This window comes from Streptomyces sp. NPDC002835 (assembly GCF_053591995.1).
On record NZ_JBSFUW010000010.1, the window covers coordinates 1 to 16,936 of the forward strand.

General features: G+C 70.7%; 14 protein-coding genes and 1 tRNA gene. 6 read left to right on the forward strand and 9 right to left on the reverse strand.

All coding sequences use genetic code 11. From position 1 onward, the window contains the following. The first annotated feature begins 298 nt into the window (after positions 1-298). Both ACWD01_RS13250 and ACWD01_RS13255 read left to right on the forward strand, forming a co-directional pair. Positions 299-1,519: an acetyl-CoA C-acetyltransferase gene (locus ACWD01_RS13250; RefSeq protein ID WP_451161130.1), complete on the forward strand. Its 1,221-nt coding sequence runs from the start codon at positions 299-301 to the stop codon at positions 1,517-1,519. Between the two features lie 382 nt (positions 1,520-1,901). Further along, complete coding sequence (locus ACWD01_RS13255) at positions 1,902-2,756, forward strand: hypothetical protein (RefSeq protein WP_451161512.1); 855 nt, start codon at positions 1,902-1,904, stop codon at positions 2,754-2,756. Between the two features lie 74 nt (positions 2,757-2,830). Here ACWD01_RS13255 and ACWD01_RS13260 read toward each other — a convergent pair whose 3' ends face one another. Then, positions 2,831-3,154, reverse strand: coding sequence for a hypothetical protein (locus ACWD01_RS13260; protein ID WP_451161132.1), 324 nt, complete (start codon positions 3,152-3,154; stop codon positions 2,831-2,833). A gap of 98 nt (positions 3,155-3,252) precedes the next feature. On the opposite strand from ACWD01_RS13260, the gene ACWD01_RS13265 reads away from it, so the two are divergent. After that, positions 3,253-3,483 carry a DUF4287 domain-containing protein gene (locus ACWD01_RS13265; protein ID WP_356894250.1) on the forward strand — a complete coding sequence of 77 codons (231 nt, stop codon included), beginning with the start codon at positions 3,253-3,255 and terminating at the stop codon, positions 3,481-3,483. 120 nt (positions 3,484-3,603) lie between these two features. On the opposite strand, the gene ACWD01_RS13270 is transcribed toward ACWD01_RS13265, so the two are convergent. Beyond that, entirely contained in the window at positions 3,604-4,476 is an 873-nt protein-coding gene (locus ACWD01_RS13270) for a Bax inhibitor-1/YccA family protein (protein WP_451161135.1), read from the reverse strand. Between the two features lie 152 nt (positions 4,477-4,628). Continuing rightward, a tRNA-Leu gene (locus ACWD01_RS13275) sits at positions 4,629-4,710 on the reverse strand. A gap of 364 nt (positions 4,711-5,074) precedes the next feature. Here ACWD01_RS13275 and ACWD01_RS13280 point away from each other — a divergent pair. Together ACWD01_RS13280 and ACWD01_RS13285 are read left to right on the forward strand one after the other, a co-directional pair. Beyond that, positions 5,075-5,845, forward strand: a complete 771-nt coding sequence (locus ACWD01_RS13280) for an ABC transporter ATP-binding protein (protein WP_356894254.1) — start codon at positions 5,075-5,077, stop codon at positions 5,843-5,845. A 311-nt stretch (positions 5,846-6,156) separates the two neighbouring features. Further along, positions 6,157-8,694 carry an ABC transporter permease gene (locus tag ACWD01_RS13285; RefSeq protein ID WP_451161137.1) on the forward strand — a complete coding sequence of 846 codons (2,538 nt, stop codon included), beginning with the start codon at positions 6,157-6,159 and terminating at the stop codon, positions 8,692-8,694. A gap of 74 nt (positions 8,695-8,768) precedes the next feature. Here ACWD01_RS13285 and ACWD01_RS13290 read toward each other — a convergent pair whose 3' ends face one another. Together ACWD01_RS13290 and ACWD01_RS13295 are read right to left on the reverse strand one after the other, a co-directional pair. Continuing rightward, positions 8,769-10,058 carry a class I SAM-dependent methyltransferase gene (locus ACWD01_RS13290; protein WP_451161139.1) on the reverse strand — a complete coding sequence of 430 codons (1,290 nt, stop codon included), beginning with the start codon at positions 10,056-10,058 and terminating at the stop codon, positions 8,769-8,771. 603 nt (positions 10,059-10,661) lie between these two features. Then, positions 10,662-12,041: an NAD(P)/FAD-dependent oxidoreductase gene (locus ACWD01_RS13295; protein WP_451161141.1), complete on the reverse strand. Its 1,380-nt coding sequence runs from the start codon at positions 12,039-12,041 to the stop codon at positions 10,662-10,664. A gap of 496 nt (positions 12,042-12,537) precedes the next feature. Here ACWD01_RS13295 and ACWD01_RS13300 point away from each other — a divergent pair, with 496 nt between their 5' ends. Beyond that, positions 12,538-13,338 carry a VOC family protein gene (locus tag ACWD01_RS13300; RefSeq protein WP_451161143.1) on the forward strand — a complete coding sequence of 267 codons (801 nt, stop codon included), beginning with the start codon at positions 12,538-12,540 and terminating at the stop codon, positions 13,336-13,338. Between the two features lie 36 nt (positions 13,339-13,374). Here ACWD01_RS13300 and ACWD01_RS13305 read toward each other — a convergent pair whose 3' ends face one another. The 4 genes from ACWD01_RS13305 to eno all read right to left on the reverse strand — a co-directional run bounded on the left by ACWD01_RS13305 (position 13,375) and on the right by eno (position 16,821). Next, on the reverse strand, positions 13,375-14,316 hold the full coding sequence (locus tag ACWD01_RS13305) for a Ppx/GppA phosphatase family protein (RefSeq protein WP_451161145.1): 942 nt from the start codon (positions 14,314-14,316) through the stop codon (positions 13,375-13,377). Then, a complete protein-coding gene (locus tag ACWD01_RS13310) occupies positions 14,313-14,864 on the reverse strand; it encodes a DUF501 domain-containing protein (RefSeq protein ID WP_451161147.1) in 552 nt (183 codons plus the stop codon). The genes ACWD01_RS13305 and ACWD01_RS13310 overlap by 4 nt, the downstream gene beginning before the upstream one ends. A 40-nt stretch (positions 14,865-14,904) precedes the next feature. Next, on the reverse strand, positions 14,905-15,384 hold the full coding sequence (locus tag ACWD01_RS13315) for an FtsB family cell division protein (protein ID WP_451161149.1): 480 nt from the start codon (positions 15,382-15,384) through the stop codon (positions 14,905-14,907). Positions 15,385-15,528: 144 nt separating this feature from the next. Continuing rightward, the gene (gene eno / locus ACWD01_RS13320) at positions 15,529-16,821 is read right to left on the reverse strand and encodes a phosphopyruvate hydratase (RefSeq protein ID WP_451161151.1); all 1,293 of its coding nucleotides are present in this window, start codon (positions 16,819-16,821) and stop codon (positions 15,529-15,531) included. Positions 16,822-16,936 lie beyond the last annotated feature (115 nt).

A 16,936-nucleotide genomic window follows, 5' to 3' on the forward strand; every position in this document is an offset into this window, starting at 1 on the left:
CGGCGTGGGAGGTGCCCCCACCCACGGCCGCCAGGCCGTAGGGGGAGATTGAGGCCACCGCGCGAAGCGCGGTACCGGGCCCGGGCGGAGCCCGGGCCGCCGCCCGGAGGGCGGTGCGGGGTCCGGGGCCTGCCCCGGTTCGGGAAGGGGCGGGGTGGGGAAAAAGCCCCAGGGCAAAGGAATAAGCAAGCGCCCGCTTAGAAAAGAGGCCCGCATCACACCTCGCGCACAGTGACCCACGCCGTACGTCCGGGTAACTTCCCAACCAGCCCTTCCGTCTTACCCTCATGGAGCCGTGATGCCTGAAGCCGTGATCGTCTCAGCAGCCCGTTCCCCGATCGGCCGGGCCTTCAAGGGCTCGCTCAAGGACGTTCGTCCCGACGACCTGACCGCCGAGATCATCCAGGCCGCGCTCGCCAAGGTGCCCGAGCTGGACCCGCGCGACATCGACGACCTGATGCTCGGCTGCGGCCTGCCCGGCGGTGAGCAGGGCAACAACCTGGGCCGCATCGTGGCCGTGCAGATGGGGATGGACCACCTCCCCGGCTGCACCGTCACCCGCTACTGCTCCTCCTCGGTCCAGACGTCCCGCATGGCGCTGCACGCCATCAAGGCCGGCGAGGGCGACGTCTTCATCTCCGCCGGTGTGGAGACGGTGTCCCGGTTCGTGAAGGGCAACTCCGACAGCCTGCCGGACACGCGCAACCCGTTCTTCGCCGACGCGGAGGCCCGCACCGCCGCCGTCGCCGAGTCCGAGGGCTCGACCTGGAGCGACCCTCGCGAGGACGGCCTCGTCCCGGACGCGTACATCGCCATGGGGCAGACCGCGGAGAACCTGGCACGCAGCAAGGGCATCACCCGCCAGGACATGGACGAGTTCGGCGTCCGGTCGCAGAACCTCGCAGAGGAAGCCATCAAGAACGGCTTCTGGGAGCGCGAGATCACCCCGGTCACGACGCCCGACGGCACTGTCGTCAGCAAGGACGACGGCCCGCGCGCCGGCGTCACCCTCGAGGGCGTGCAGGGCCTCAAGCCCGTGTTCCGCCCCGACGGGCTCGTCACGGCCGCCAACTGCTGCCCGCTGAACGACGGCGCCGCCGCGCTCGTCATCATGAGCGACACGAAGGCCCGGGAGCTGGGCCTGACGCCGCTCGCCCGGATCGTGTCGACCGGTGTCTCCGGCCTCTCCCCCGAGATCATGGGCCTCGGCCCGGTCGAGGCGTCCAAGCAGGCCCTGCAGCGTGCCGGCCTGACCACCTCGGACATCGACCTGGTCGAGATCAACGAGGCGTTCGCCGCGCAGGTCATCCCGTCCTACCGCGACCTCGGCTTCGACCTGGACAAGGTCAACGTCAACGGCGGCGCCATCGCGGTCGGCCACCCCTTCGGCATGACGGGCGCGCGGATCACCACCACGCTCATCAACAGCCTCCAGTTCCACGACAAGCAGTTCGGTCTGGAGACCATGTGCGTGGGCGGCGGCCAGGGCATGGCCATGGTGATCGAGCGGCTGAGCTGAGCCGGAGCGGAGGGTAGGGGGCACCCGACCCACTCGACATGCGTCTCCGCCGCGCGGCGAGGGTGGCACCTGCCCACAGCGGTGGCGAAGCGAACGCGACCGACAGATCGAGCGCCTCAGCTGAACCGCCCCCGGGCAAAGCCGAGGCCGAACCGGACCCCCGGGCCCGGATCTCAGTTCGTGACTGAATCTCCCCCAGGATGTGACCTATCTCCTGGGGGAGACCCTTTTCCCAGGTCACAGGGGTCACACCAGTCAACCCCGGACACAAAGACCTGTCCAATTCGTGACGTAATGCACTGACAGGGGGCGCGGGTCCATCGCAAGCTGATGTAGAAGTCGAGGGGATCCGATTGAAACCGGGAGTAAGTCAGTGAGCGCCATGTCTCTTGCCCTGCTGCTGACCACGGCCGCCGCCACGGCCGTGGGCGCCGCTGCCCTGCACGCCGCCCACGGGCTCCGTAAGCAGGTAGCCGCCCTGAGGTCAGAGTTCGCCGCGTCGTCCGTGCCCGCCCCGATCGCCGCCGTGCCCCAGGCCCGCACCAGTGAGGCCGCCGAGATACGCGCGGCCGTCGCCGAGGCGCTCGCCGAGGAGCGGGAGCGTGAGCTCGCCGAGGCGCGGGCCTTCTGGGCCGCGCAGGAGGCCCGCGACGCCGCGGACGCCTCCGCGCGCTACTCGGGCGAGGGCTCCACGTCCGCGCTCGGCGGCCTGTCCGGCATCGGCGACGAGATCCCGCCGTTCTACGTCCCGCGCCAGGCCGACTTCGTGGGCCTGGAGTCGATGGACCTGGACGCGGCCGAGGGCTTCGACGCGCTCGACGACATGGCGGACCTGCCCGAGGTGACCGAGTTCGCCGAGGACTCCCCCGAGCTGGCCGCGGCCCGCCGCCGCCACCCCTCGCACCCCGACTTCGTGCCGGTGCAGACGCCGGTCGTCACCGACCACGAGCGCACCGTGTCCAAGCTCGAGGAGCTGGCCGACACGGGCACCGAGCTGGCGGACGTCCGCCCCGGCCCGCTGGGCACGCTGGACGTGTACGTGTTCGCCGACGGCACGACCCTGTGCATGACGCCGGGCCACCGCGAGACCGCGGAGCGCCTCGCCGACTCGCTGCGCGCGGGCGACGCCCCGGTGCTGCTGGGCGGGTCCGGAGTGTCCGGCGCGTACGCGCTGACCTTCTCCTGCGGCGAGGAGAGCGTGTACATCCTCGCGGACCGCGTGATCGCGTCCCACTGACCGCCCCGGGCCGACGGACCACGTCCCACCGACCGCCCCCGGCCCCACCGCCCCGAGCCGCCGCGGCGGCAGGTCTACAGGCCCGACCGCCGCGCCGCCGACCGCACCAGCTCGGCGGCCTCGTCAACCGCGGCTGACCCCGCCGGGACCGAACGAAGCGCCTCGGCCAAATCGTTCGCGGCCACCAGCACCTGGTCCGCGACCGCGAAGACCCCGGCGTCCGGCATGGTCCTCGGCTCCCGCCCCGGCTCCTCGATCCGCTGGGCCCGCACGGACAGTTCCCTGGCCAGAGCCAGTGCCTCCGCCGCCGCGCCCCGCTGCAGCCGGCTCTGCGGCGCGGCCCGCAGACGGTCCGCGAAGCGCTCCGCCACACCGGTCAGTTCCGTCGTATCAAGCACGCCGCGACCCTACGCGCCCGCGCGGGACTGTTGCCAATACGCGGCCACTCAGGCACGGTGGCGTGAAGAGCACACGCGCAATGCGTCCGGAGGCGCCGATGTCCCAAGTCTTCTCCGAAGAGACCCACCGTAATCTGCTCTCCAGAATCCCCGAGTGCACCGGTCGTGCCGTCTCCGACTGGCTCCGCACCGTCGAGGAAGGACCGTCTCTCTTCAACTTCGAGGAGAAGGTCAGCTGGCTCCGGGGCGAACACAACCTCGCCTACGGCCACGCCAAAGCGATCATCCACGAGTACGACCTGAGGCGCGCCGCGCGCAAGCTGCTCTGACGCTTCAGGTGCCGCACACGACGGAAGGGCCCGCAGGCAGTGCCTGCGGGCCCTTCGTGCGGCTGTCACCCGGCGAAGAAGCCGGACGGCCGCCCGGCGCGGAGCCGGGCGGCCGGCCGACTAGTCGTCGCCGCTGAAGATCGCCACCAGGCGCAGCATCTCCAGGTAGATCCAGACCAGCGTCACCGTGAGGCCGAAGGCCGCGAGCCAGGACTCCTGACGCGGGGCGCCGTAGGCGATGCCGTCCTCGACCTCCTTGAAGTTCAGGGTCAGGAAGAAGCAGCCGATCAGGATGGCCAGGATGCTCACGATCGCGCCGAGCGGGCCGAAGTCGCGCAGGCCGCCGTTCTCGGCGACGCCGAAGACCACGAGCAGCAGGTTGACCGCCAGCACGGCGATGAAGGCCAGTGCGATGGTCATACCGATCCGGGCGTACCGTGCGGTGACCCGGATCCAGCGCTGCTTGTAGACGAACAGCATCGCGCCGGTGACGGCCATGGTGCCGACCACCGCCTGGAACGGGGCGCCGTCCCAGCGGCTGTTGAACATCTCGCTGATCACGCCGAGGAAGATGCCCTCGAAGGCCGCGTAGGTCAGGATCAGCGCGGGCGACGGCGTCCGCTTGAAGGACTGGACGATCGCGAGGACGAAGGCCACGAGGGCCGAGCCGATGGCGATCCCGTAACTCGTGGGCGACACCGGCAGCAGGGCCCATGCGAGGACCGCGCCGAGAACCACGGTGCCCAGCGTCATGCCCGTGCGCGTGACGACGTCGTCCATCGTCATGGCGTCCGTACGGACCGGTGCGGGGGCGCCGGGCTGCGTGCCCGCCGGGGCGTAGGGGTTGGTCGCGTACGGGGTGCCGGCGCCCTGGGCGTAGGGATTCGTTCCTACGGCGGGGCCCCCGGCCTGCGGCTGCTGCGCGTTGAAGCCGGCGTAGCCGCTGTCACGGCTGAACCCCCGTCGCGAGAAGACCGGGTTGCTGCTCCTCATCTCACTCCTCCTTGGCCACCGTGCGCGGCCTAGAAGTCAAGAGTAATGGGCGAGCAAAGAGAACGCCCTAGTGCTCGGGGAGGATCTTTCCGAGATCGTGACACAGAGCGCCCCGAAAGGGGGCGGCGCGGCGGGGGCGGTGGGGCGTCGGGTGCCCGGAGCCGGACTTGAACCGGCACGCCCCGAGGGGCAGCGAGGTTTAAGCTCGCCGTGTCTGCATTCCACCACCCGGGCATGGCGCGAGGGCTCCGCGTCTGATCACGAGCCTATCGGTGCGGACCGCTCCGACTTATGGCCGTTGGCCCGATCTTGACTGGTTCCAGGGGCTCCTGAGGGAGCGTCAGGCCAGGTAAGAGGGTATTCGAGCCCCCCTCGCGACGCCCGGAAGCAGGGCCTGGGACACCCGGGATTGACGGAAAAGCGCCGTCCGCTCCCCGACGGCCCCTCAGGGAGCCCGTCATCCCAAAGGAGGAGGAACGTGCCGCCCGGTCCGACCCAAGGCGGCCACGGGAACGGGTACCGGGACTGACGATTCGCGGCGCCGGCGCGGACAGGATGGTGATGTCCCCGACAGTCCGCCCCGACAGGAGCTCCTCTCGTGACCACCACCCCCATCGCTCAGCGCGCCACCGCAGTGGCGGCCCGCGCCACGGACCTGTCCAAGGTGTACGGACAGGGCGAGACTCAGGTGGTCGCGCTGGACCATGTGAGCGTCGACTTCCGGCAGGCCGAGTTCACCGCGATCATGGGCCCGTCCGGCTCCGGCAAGTCGACGCTGATGCACTGCGTCGCCGGCCTGGACTCCTTCAGCTCCGGTTCCGTGCGCATCGGCGAGACCGAGCTCGGCAGCCTGAAGGACAAGCAGCTGACCCAGCTGCGCCGCGACAAGATCGGCTTCATCTTCCAGGCGTTCAACCTGCTGCCGACGCTGACCGCGCGGGAGAACATCACGCTCCCCATGGACATCGCGGGCCGCAAGCCCGACCAGGAGTGGCTGCAGCGGGTCATCGACATGGTGGGCCTGCGGGACCGGCTCGGTCACCGGCCCACCCAGCTCTCCGGCGGCCAGCAGCAGCGCGTCGCCGTCGCCCGCGCCCTGGCGTCCCGGCCGGAGATCATCTTCGGTGACGAGCCGACCGGCAACCTCGACTCACGCTCCGGCGCGGAGGTGCTCGGCTTCCTGCGCAACTCGGTGCGCGAACTCGGCCAAACCGTGGTCATGGTGACGCACGACCCGGTGGCCGCCTCCTACGCCGACCGGGTGATCTTCCTGGCGGACGGCGCGATCGTCGACGAGATGCACGGCCCCACCGCCGACGGCGTCCTCGACCGGATGAAGGCGTTCGACGCCAAGGGCCGCACGAGCTGACGCCCGCCGGGGCCGTAGCGCCCCGCCCCCCGGGCCTCTCGTTCGGATCTTGCCGGGCTCGCGTGCCCTGGCACCGCACCTCGCTGCGTTGTCGTCAGTCGCCGACTCGCCCGTAGCCCTTCGGGCACGGGAGGTGCCCCCACCGCGTGGACTCCTTCCTCCGCCTTGCGACGTACGGCACCAGACCCCGCTCACTGATCCGGCCTGATCCAAACGAAAGACCCCAGACCTCCCTCTCGTCACTGTCCGGCCCCGCGGCCGGCCCGCCGGGCCGGCCGTCGTGCCCCGACGCCCACTTCCAGGACACCCACATGTTCCGTACCGCCTTGCGCAATGTGCTTGCGCACAAGGCCAGGCTGCTGATGACCGTGCTCGCCGTGATGCTCGGCGTGGCCTTCGTCTCCGGCACCCTGGTCTTCACCGACACCCTCGGCAACGCCTACCGCAACCAGTCCGCCAAGAGCTACGACAACGTCGCGGTCGCCGTGACGACCTACGTCGACCCGAGCGACGCCGAGAAGGACTCCGGCGTCGACGAGAAGACCCTGGAGAAGATCCGGGGCATCGACGGCGTCGCCTCGGCCACCGGCCGGGTCTCCGGTTTCGCCGGCGTCGCCGACCAGGACGGCAAGCTCATCGGCAACGGCTGGTCCAACACCGGGGCCAACTACTCCCCCGGCAAGGACGGCAAGGACCCCGCGTACACCTTCACCGACGGCACCGGGCCGGCTGAGGCGGACGAGATCGCCCTCGACAAGGACTCCGCCGCCAAGGGCGGGTACCAGGTCGGCGACGCCGTACGGGTGGCCACCAACGGGCCGGTGAAGGAGTACGCCCTCGCCGGTGTCTTCACCACCGACGACGGCGCGGTCAACGCGGGCGGCAGCCTGGTCCTCTTCGACACCGCCGTGGCGCAGCAGCTGTATCTGCAGCCCGGGTACTTCGCGGACGTCACCGTGACCGCGGAGCCCGGCGCCTCCGACGCGTCGATCCTCACCGCCGTGAAGCCGCTGCTGCCCAAGGACTCCGATGTGCAGACCGGCAAGGAGCTGGCCGACGAGCAGGCGAAGCAGATCGAGAGCGGCCTGTCGAACCTGAACACGATGCTGCTCGCCTTCGCGGCCATCGCCCTCTTCGTCGGCGTCTTCCTGATCGCCAACACCTTCACCATGCTGGTCGCCCAGCGCACCAAGGAGCTGGCGCTGCTGCGCGCCGTCGGCGCCTCCCGCCGGCAGGTCAAGCGCTCCGTGATCCTGGAGGCGCTGGTCGTCGGGGCGATCGCGTCCGTGGTCGGCTTCCTGCTGGGCCTCGGTCTCGCGACGGGGCTGCGGTCGGCGATGAGCACCTTCGGCGCGAAGGTGCCCGCGGGACCGCTGATCGTCTCGCCCACCGCGGTGGCCGCCGCCCTGGCCGTCGGTGTGCTGATCACGGTGCTCGCGGCATGGCTGCCCGCCCGCCGGGCCGCCAAGATCCCGCCGGTGGCGGCGATGAGCAGCGTGCACGGCGTGGCCACCACCAAGTCGCTGGTGCTGCGGAACACCATCGGCGGCGTCCTCACCCTGCTCGGCGCCGCCGCGATCGTCGCCGGTGCGGCGGCCGGCTCCGACGGGCGCATGATCATCGCCGGCGGCGCGTTCCTGGCGCTGGTCGGCATCATCGTCCTGATCCCGCTGCTGTCCCGCCCGGTGATCGCACTGGTGCGGCCGCTGCTCAAGGGCGTCTTCGGAGTCTCGGGCAAGCTCGCCGGGCAGAACGCGGTGCGCAACCCGCGCCGCACCGGCGCCACCGCCTCCGCGCTGGCCATCGGTCTCACCCTGGTCACCGGGATCTCGGTGCTCGGGGCCACGCTGGGCCAGGCCGTGGACAAGATGACCACGGACAACATCAGGGCCGACTACATGGTCACGATGGCGAGCGGCGGCGCGCTGGACAAGTCGGCGCTCGACGCGATCGAGAAGGCGAAGGGCGTCAGCGCCGTCTCGCCGCAGCAGGCGTCCTCGATGGAGATCAAGGGCGAGTGGCACTCGGCGTCCGCGGTCACCCCCGGCGACGTGGAGAAGGTCTTCGACCTGGAGACCGTCTCCGGCTCGCTCGCCACACTGGCCAAGGGCCAGATCGCGGTCGCCGAGGACACCGCCAAGTCGAACGGCTGGAAGACCGGCGACACCCTGCCCGCCGAGTTCGGCGAGGAGGGCAAGAAGGAGACGAAGAACCTGACGGTCGGCGCCGTCTACAAGGGCAACGAGTTCCTCTCCCCGGTCCTGGTCGCCACCGACGTCGTCGCGCCGTACGAGACCAGGCCGTACATCCCCGAGATCTGGGTGGCGATGGACGGCGGCGCGAGTGCGGCGAACGAGCAGGCGCTGGTCGACGCGCTGGGCGACAACCCGGCGATGAGCGTCATGGACCAGCAGGACATCCGCAACATGTTCGGCGGCTTCATCAACACGGCGCTGAACATCATGTACGGGCTGCTGGCGATGGCGCTGATCATCGCCGTGCTCGGTGTCATCAACACCCTGGCGATGTCCGTCTTCGAACGTCAGCAGGAGATCGGCATGCTGCGGGCGATCGGGCTCGACCGCGGCAAGGTGAAGCGGATGATCCGGCTGGAGGCCGTGGTGATCTCGGTCTTCGGCGCGGTCGTCGGCATCGGCCTCGGCTCCTTCCTCGCCTGGGCGATCGGCGAGACGATCCGCAAGGAGATCCCCGGCTATGTGCTCGTCATGCCGTGGGACCGGATCGGGATCTTCCTGCTGCTGGCCGGAGTGGTCGGTGTGCTGGCCGCGATGTGGCCGGCGCGCAGCGCGGCGAAGCTGAACATGCTCACCGCGATCAAGACGGAGTAGCGGCTCCCGCTGACGGGCCGAAGGCCCCGTGGTGTGTGCTGGACGCACACCACGGGGCCTTCGGCATTGTGAGGTCAGCGCCAGTCGCCGGTCCGCAGCGGCACTCCCGAGCTGCCGCTGTCGGGGGTGCGCACGGCGAGGATCTGGTTGACGCCGATCCTGTTGCGTTCGAACGACACCGCGGAGGCGGCCATGTAGAGCCGCCACACCCGGGCACGGCCGGGCGAGGTGAGCTCGGCCGCCTGCGGCCAGGCGCTCTCCAGGTTCGTGACCCAGGCGCGCAGGGTGCGGGCGTAGTGCTCGCGGATGGACTGCACGTCGCGGACCTCGAAGCCCGCGTCCTCCAGTGTGGCGACGGTACGGCCCAGGGGCGCGAGTTCGCCGTCGGGGAAGACGTACCGGTCGATGAACTCGTCGATGCGGTACGCCGCTTCGTCCTTCTCGGGGCGGCGGGCGATCTGGTGGTTGAGCAGCCGGCCGCCGGGCACGAGCAGCGAGAACAACTGGTCGGCGTACTCGCGGTAGCGGACCCGGCCGACGTGCTCGGCCATCCCGATGGACGAAATCGCGTCGTACGGCCCGTCCCTGACGTCCCGGTAGTCCTGTACCCGGATCTCGACGCGGTCGGTGAGCCCCTCGTCCGCGATGCGCTTGCGGGCGTGGACGGCCTGCTCGCGGGAGAGCGTCACGCCGGTGACATGGGTGCCGTACTCGCGGGCCGCGTGGACGGCCATCGAGCCCCAGCCGCAGCCCACGTCGAGCAGCCGGTCGTCCTCCTTCAGCCCGAGCTTGCGGCAGACCAGGTCCAGCTTGTCGCGCTGGGCGTCCTCGAGGGTGCCCGCGTCGTCCCAGTAGGCGCACGAGTAGACCATGGACGGCCCGAGCACCAGCCGGTAGAAGTCGTTGCCGACGTCGTAGTGGTGGCTGATGGCCTCCTTGTCCCGCCGCCTGGTGTGCAGCGGACCGGTACGGCGCCGGACCTCCTCCGGCGGCGGGGGCGGGGGCGGCAGGACGCCGCCGAGTTTCAGCAGGGCGCGGGCGCCGGCCCGCAGCCGCGGGTCGCGCACCGGGTGGACCGCGGTCTTCTGGTCGGCCCCGCGGTCCCACAGGAGGCCTGCGAGCACGTCCAGCGCCTCGTACAGATCGCCCTCGATGTCGATCTCCCCGGCGACCCAGGCCCGCGCGAGCCCCAGCTCGCCCGGCCGCCACAACAGCCGCCGCAGGGCGCGCCGATGGCGCACGACCAGGGTGGGCGCGCCCGGCGGCCCGGATTCACTGCCGTCCCAGGCGCGGATGCGGACGGGGAGCGGGGCGCCCGACAGCTCCTCGGCAAGAGTGGTCAGCCGCAGCGCGGCATCGGCCATGGCACACACCTCCGTGACGGTGGTTCCCACGAACGCCCGGCAGACTCGCGGCGGGCGGGCCTGCACGGTGCACTTCCCTCAACAATGCGACCACCGTGTGTGCTTCCCCACCCTACGCGCCGCGACGCCCGCCACGGCGGACGTGTTCCCCTAGCCGCCCCCTGCGGCCTGGCGGCCGCGGGGGCCCCGCCTTCCCGAACCGGGACAGGCCCCGGATCCCGATGCGCCCTGCGGGCGGCGGGCGGGCCGGGCTCCGCCCGGACCCGGTACCGCGCTTCGCGCGATGGCCTCAATCTCCCCCACGGCCTGGCGGCCGTGGGTGGGGGCACCTGCCACGCCGCCAGGCGTAGGGGGAGCACCCCCAGGCCGGGCTGGACATGCCGCTGCGCGGCAACCCTGCCCGGCCGGGCAGGCCTGATTTCGCTGCGCGAAACAGGGACGCCCACGGGGCGACTCAAGCCCCGTCGGCGTTTGAGGCGCGGGGCTCGGGGCGGCGCCCCGACAAGACCGGCACACCCGGCCGGGGCGGCGCCCCCGGGAACGCGAAAGGGCCGCCCGCACCACGGATGGCGGGCGGCCCCTTCACAAGGGCAAGCGGTACCGCTAGGACGCCTTGGCCTTCTCGGACTCCGGCTTCGCCGCAACCGGCGCCGGCTTGGCCGCCTCGTAGAACTCCTCGCGCGGCGTCTCCATCGCACCGAGGGAGACGACCTCGCGCTTGAGGAACATCGCCAGCGTCCAGTCGGCGAACACACGGATCTTGCGGTTCCAGGTCGGCATCGCCATGCCGTGGTAGCCACGGTGCATGTACCAGGCCAGCCGGCCCTTGAGCTTGATCTTGACCTTGCCCATGACGATCATCGCGACGCCCTTGTGCAGGCCGAGACCGGCGACCGCACCCTTGTTCGCGTGCTCGTAGGACTTCTGCGGGAAGCCGCGCATCCCGGAGATGACGTTGTCGCCGAGGACCTTCGCCTGGCGCAGCGCGTGCTGGGCGTTCGGCGGGCACCAGGCGTTCTCGACGCCGGCCTTGCGGGCGGCCATGTCGGGGATCTGGGCGTTGTCGCCGGCGGCCCAGATGTAGTCGGTGCCGTTGACCTGGAGGGTCTCGTTGCAGTCGACGTGGCCGCGGGGGCCGAGCGGCAGACCGTAGCGGGCCAGCGCCGGGTTCGGCTTCACGCCGGCCGTCCACACGATGGTGTTGGAGTCGACCTCGAGGCCGTTCTTCAGCACCACGTGGCCGTCGACGCAGGAGTCCATGGAGGTGGAGAGGTAGACCTCGACCCCACGGCCCTCGAGGTGCTCCTTGCCGTACTTGCCGAGCTTCGGGCCGACCTCGGGAAGGATCTTGTCCGCGGCGTCGACCAGGATGAAGCGCATGTCCTCACGCTTCACGTTGTTGTAGTACTTGGCCGCGTCCCGGGCCAGGTCCTCGACCTCGCCTATGGTCTCGGCGCCGGCGAAGCCACCGCCGACGAAGACGAAGGTGAGCGCCTTGCGGCGGACGTCCTCGTCGGTCGTCGAGTCGGCCTTGTCGAGCTGCTCGAGGACGTGGTTGCGCAGGCCGATGGCCTCTTCGATGCCCTTCATGCCGATGCCCTGCTCGGCGAGGCCGGGGATCGGGAAGGTGCGCGAGATCGCGCCGAGCGCGACGACCAGGTAGTCGAAGGGCAGCTCGTACGCCTCGCCGACGAGCGGCGAGATCGTGGCGACCTTGCGGTCCTGATCGATGGTCGTGACCCGGCCGGTGAGAACCTCTGCCTTGGGCAGCACGCGTCGCAGCGGGACGACGACATGCCGAGGCGAGATGCTGCCTGCGGCAGCTTCGGGGAGGAAGGGCTGGTACGTCATGTACGACCGCGGGTCGACGACCGTGACGGTCGCCTCGCCGTAGCGCATCTTCTTGAGAATGCGCCGAGCTGCGTACAGGCCTACGTACCCACCGCCTACAACGAGGATCCTGGGACGCTCCGTGGTGCTCATGCCATCGAGTATCCACCCCCCTCGGAGGGGGTGCTCGTGAGCCCCTTCACAAGCTCTTCCCCCCACTCTGCTACACTGCCCCGCCCACGTGACCGAGGTCATGACCTCCACGGGGAACCGGGGTGCTGCCGGAAACGTTGACCACCCCTCTGAGCTGGCCCCCAGGGCGTGCGGGCGAGTAGACCAGCGCCCCTTGCACGCTGGGGGCGCAAGCATCCATGCACCTTCGAATGTGCTGTCTGGATCCCAACAGGCGGGCACCGGAGGGCTTTCGGGCCTCCGACGGGCCCATCGGCGCGGTTTTCCTTGTGAAGAAGTTCACGAACTTTCTCGCGAGGGCCGCCGGGGCGGCCGGAAAAGCGGCCGCGAACCCCCTCCGCGGGTCAACGGGCGAGGGTCCGGACGCGGTGCCAGGCTGACTCCAGGATGTGGCCAGGATGCGGCACATCCACAGAACCCGGTCAGTACCGGCTGAATCACGGAGAAAGGGAATCGAGTGATCACCACTGACTTCGTCCCCGGCTCGCCCGCCTGGCTCGACCTGGGCGCGCCCGACATCGACGCGGCCGCCGCCTTCTACGGCGCCGTGTTCGGCTGGCAGGCCCAGGCCTTCGACGAGGAGATGACCAGCTACAAGGCGTTCCGCCTCGACGGCAAGGCGGTGGGCGCGGTCGGGCAGCTCACCGAGGAGGGCGCCCGGTCGGCCTGGATGGTCTACTTCCACACGCCGGACATCGAAGCCACCGTCAAGGCGGTCGAGGAGGCCGGGGGCGCCGTCCGCACCCCGCCGTCCGAGGTGGCGGACGAGGGCCGGTTCGCTCAGGTCACCGACCCGCAGGGCGCCCAGTTCGCAGTCTGGCAGCCCGGCAGCTACCCCGGCATCGAGGCCGTGGACGGCCCCGGCAGTCTCGGCTGGATCGAGCTCTACACCACCGACTCGAAGGCCGCGCAGGACTTCTACGGCCGCGTCTTCGGCTGGACCGGCCAGGACATGGAACTCCCCGGCGGCGGCGGGACGTACACGATGGTGACGCCCAAGGACTGCCCCCCGGAACGGATGTTCGGCGGCATCATGGCGGTCCCGGACATGTTCGCGTCCGGGGACGCGCGGCCGTACTGGCACCCCGTCTTCGGCACCGCCGACTGCGACGCCACGGTCGCCCTCGTACGCGAGAAGGGCGGCTCGGTCTCGATGGGCCCCGAGGACGCGGAGGGCGTCGGCCGGCTGGCGGTGTGCAGCGACCCGGCGGGGGCCGAGTTCGTGGTCCTCACCCCGGAGCCGGCCCCCGCGACCTGAGGTCTCACTGATCCGGCCTGATCCGAACGGCAGACCCTAACCGCGGTCCTCGTTCGCGACGCTGTAGGCGATGCCGTCGAGGATGTCGTGTTCGCTCACGACCACCTCGCGGGCGCCGATGCGCCGCATGACCGTGCGCAGCACCAGCGCCCCGGCCGCGATGACGTCGACGCGGCCGGGGTGCATCACGCCGATCGCCGCGCGCTCGTCGTGCGTGGAGTTCAGCAGCATGGTGGTGACCTCCTCGACCTGCTCGCAGGAGATCCGCGAGTGATGGATGGCCGCGGAGTCGTACGCGTCGAGGCCGAGCGCGATCCCGGCGACCGTGGTCACCGAGCCGGCGAGCCCGACGAGCGTGTGGGCCTCGCGGATGGGCACGGTCTTCTCGACCTCGTCGAGCGCCGCCTCGATGTCCGCGGTGATCGCGGCGACCTGCTCCGGCGTCGCCGGGCTGTCCGGCGCGTGCCGCTCGGTCATCCGTACGCAGCCGATGTCGACGGACCGGGCGGCGCCGGCGTGCTCCTCGCCGACGACGAACTCGGTGGAGCCGCCGCCGATGTCGACCACCAGATAGGGCTTGGCGATGTCGGAGCGGCCGTCGAGGGACTTCGTGGCACCGGTGAAGGAGAACTCGGCCTCCTGGTCGCCGCTGATCACCTCCGGCTCCACACCGAGGATGCCGAGCACACCGGCGACGAACTCGTCCCGGTTCTCGGCGTCCCGGGACGCGGACGTGGCGACGAAGCGCAGGCGCCGCGCGCCGTGCTCCTTGATCACGGCGGCGTACTCGCGGCAGGCGGCGAAGGTGCGCTCCAGCGCCTCGGGAGCGAGCCGGCCGGTGCGGTCGACGTCCTGGCCGAGGCGGACGATCGTCATCCGGCGGTCGAGGTCGACGAGAGCGCCGGTGGCGGTGTCGACGTCCGCGACGAGCAGGCGGATGGAGTTGGTGCCGCAGTCGACGGCGGCGACGCGGGTCATTCGGCGGCGTCCTCTCCCTGTCCGCCCGACGTCCCGCACGGGGTCACGCAGGGGCCCTTCGCCCACCACTCGGGCAGCATCGCGATCGCCTCGTCGCCCAGCGGGTTCACCCCGGGGCCGGCCGCCAGCGAGTGGCCGACCAGGACGTGCAGGCACTTCACCCGGTCCGGCATGCCGCCCGCGCTGGGGAAGCCCTCCAGGACCTCGATGGCATCACGGCGGGCGATGTAGTCCTCGTGGGCGGCCCGGTACGCGGCGGCCAGTTCCGGGTCGGCCGCCAGGCGTTCGGTCATCTCCTTCATGACGCCGTTCGCCTCGAGCGTGCCGATCGCGGAGGCGGCCCGCGGACACGTCAGGTAGTACAGCGTCGGGAAGGGGGTGCCGTCGGGAAGCCGCGGCGCGGTCTCGACGACGTCGGGCTGCCCGCAGGGGCAGCGGTGCGCGATCGAGCGCAGACCTCGCGGCGGCCGGCCGAGCTGCTCCTTGAACGCGGCGACGTCCGCGTCCGTGGGCTCGGTGGGTTCGGTGGTGGGAGGAGGGGTTTCCATGCCTGCCTTGTTCGGTGACTGCTACTGCTGCCGGGTGCTGCTACTGCTGCGGACCGTCGGCGCTGTCCACGCCGTTCCATACGTTCGAGTACCACGGCCGGTCGGCCGCGCCGCTCTCTTCGCGCTCCCGCTCCGCGGCCTCGGGGTCGATCATGGTGAATCCGGTCTCCCCCGGGAGCACGTAGTGCAGATGCTCGCGGGCTAGCCGCCGGATGTACATGTCGTCCTGGAGGCGCGCCTTCTCGTCCTTGAGCTGCTCGACCTGTGCGCGCGCCTCGTCCATGAGGCGTTCCTGCTCGGCGATGTCCGCCCGCTGGGAGACGTACTGGCGCATCGGGTAGGCGAGCGCCACGACGAGCGAGCAGACGACGAGGGCGAGGAAGGCCGCGCGGCCGGTGAGCCGGGAGCGGCGGGCCTGGCGGCGGTTCTGGGAGCGGTAGACGCGGGCGGCGGTCTGCTCGCCGAGCAGCCGCAGCCTGGTCGCGGTGGAGAACCTGTCCGCTTCCGGCCTGCGCGCCATCCCACTCGCCTCCCCTTCACACGCCGACGTCCCCGGACACGGTACGGGACCGCGGCCGGGGACGTACGTACGACAGGGCGTCAGCCGGTGATCAGCCGGTGATCACCGGTGGCCCGGCGACGCTCGGCGTCGCTCGTGCGGTGCTCAGTCCTCGTACTTGAACCGCGGGAACGCGCTGCGGCCCGCGTACACCGCCGCGTCGTCGAGGATCTCCTCGATGCGCAGCAGCTGGTTGTACTTGGCGACGCGCTCGGAGCGGGCCGGGGCGCCGGTCTTGATCTGGCCGCAGTTGGTGGCGACGGCCAGGTCGGCGATGGTGACGTCCTCGGTCTCGCCGGAGCGGTGGGACATCATGCACTTGAAGCCGCTGCGCTGGGCGAGCTCGACGGCGTCGAGGGTCTCGGTCAGCGAGCCGATCTGGTTGACCTTGACGAGCAGCGCGTTCGCGGCGTTCTCGTCGATGCCGCGGGCCAGGCGCTCCGGGTTGGTGACGAAGAGGTCGTCGCCGACGATCTGGACCTTGGTGCCCAGCTTCTCGGTGAGGACCTTCCAGCCGTCCCAGTCGTCCTCGAACAGCGGGTCCTCGATGGAGACCAGCGGGTACGAGGCGGCGAGCTCCTCGTAGTACTCGGTCATCTCGGCGGCCGAGCGGGACTTGCCCTCGAACTCGTACGAGCCGTCCTTGTAGAACTCGGACGCGGCGACGTCGAGCGCGAGCGCGATGTCCTTGCCCGGGGTGTAGCCGGCCTCCTTGATGGCCTCGAGGATGAGGTCGAGGGCGGCGCGGTTGGAGTCGAGGTTCGGCGCGAAGCCGCCCTCGTCGCCGAGGCCGGTGGACAGGCCCTTCTGCTTCAGGACCTTCTTGAGGGTGTGGTAGACCTCGGTGCCCCAGCGCAGCGCCTCGGAGAACGACTCGGCGCCGATCGGCGCGATCATGAACTCCTGGATGTCCACGTTGGAGTCGGCGTGCGAGCCGCCGTTCAGGATGTTCATCATCGGAACGGGCAGCAGGTGCGCGTTCGGGCCGCCCAGGTAGCGGAAGAGCGGCAGGTCGGAGGCCTCAGAGGCGGCGTGCGCGACGGCGAGGGAGACGCCGAGGATGGCGTTGGCGCCGAGCGAGGACTTGTCCGGGGTGGCGTCCAGGTCGAACATCGCCTGGTCGATCAGGCGCTGCTCGGTGGCGTCGTAGCCGACGAGCTCCGGGCCGATCTGCTCGATGACGGCGAGGACGGCCTTCTCGACGCCCTTGCCCTGGTAGCGGTTCTGGTCACCGTCGCGGAGCTCGAGAGCCTCGAACGCACCGGTGGAGGCGCCGGACGGAACTGCAGCACGACCCGTGCTGCCGTCGTCGAGGCCAACCTCGACCTCGACCGTGGGGTTGCCTCGGGAGTCCAGGATTTCCCGGGCTACGACGACGTCGATGGACGGCACGAGCATCTCCTTCTGGGATGTGACGCGAGAAAAGTGCAGAGGTCTGCTTGGCCTTGCGGCAAGAGCCTAACCGCCCCGGCGGCAAAGGCCCGGCCGATGCCCGCCCCCTGGGACGAAAAAG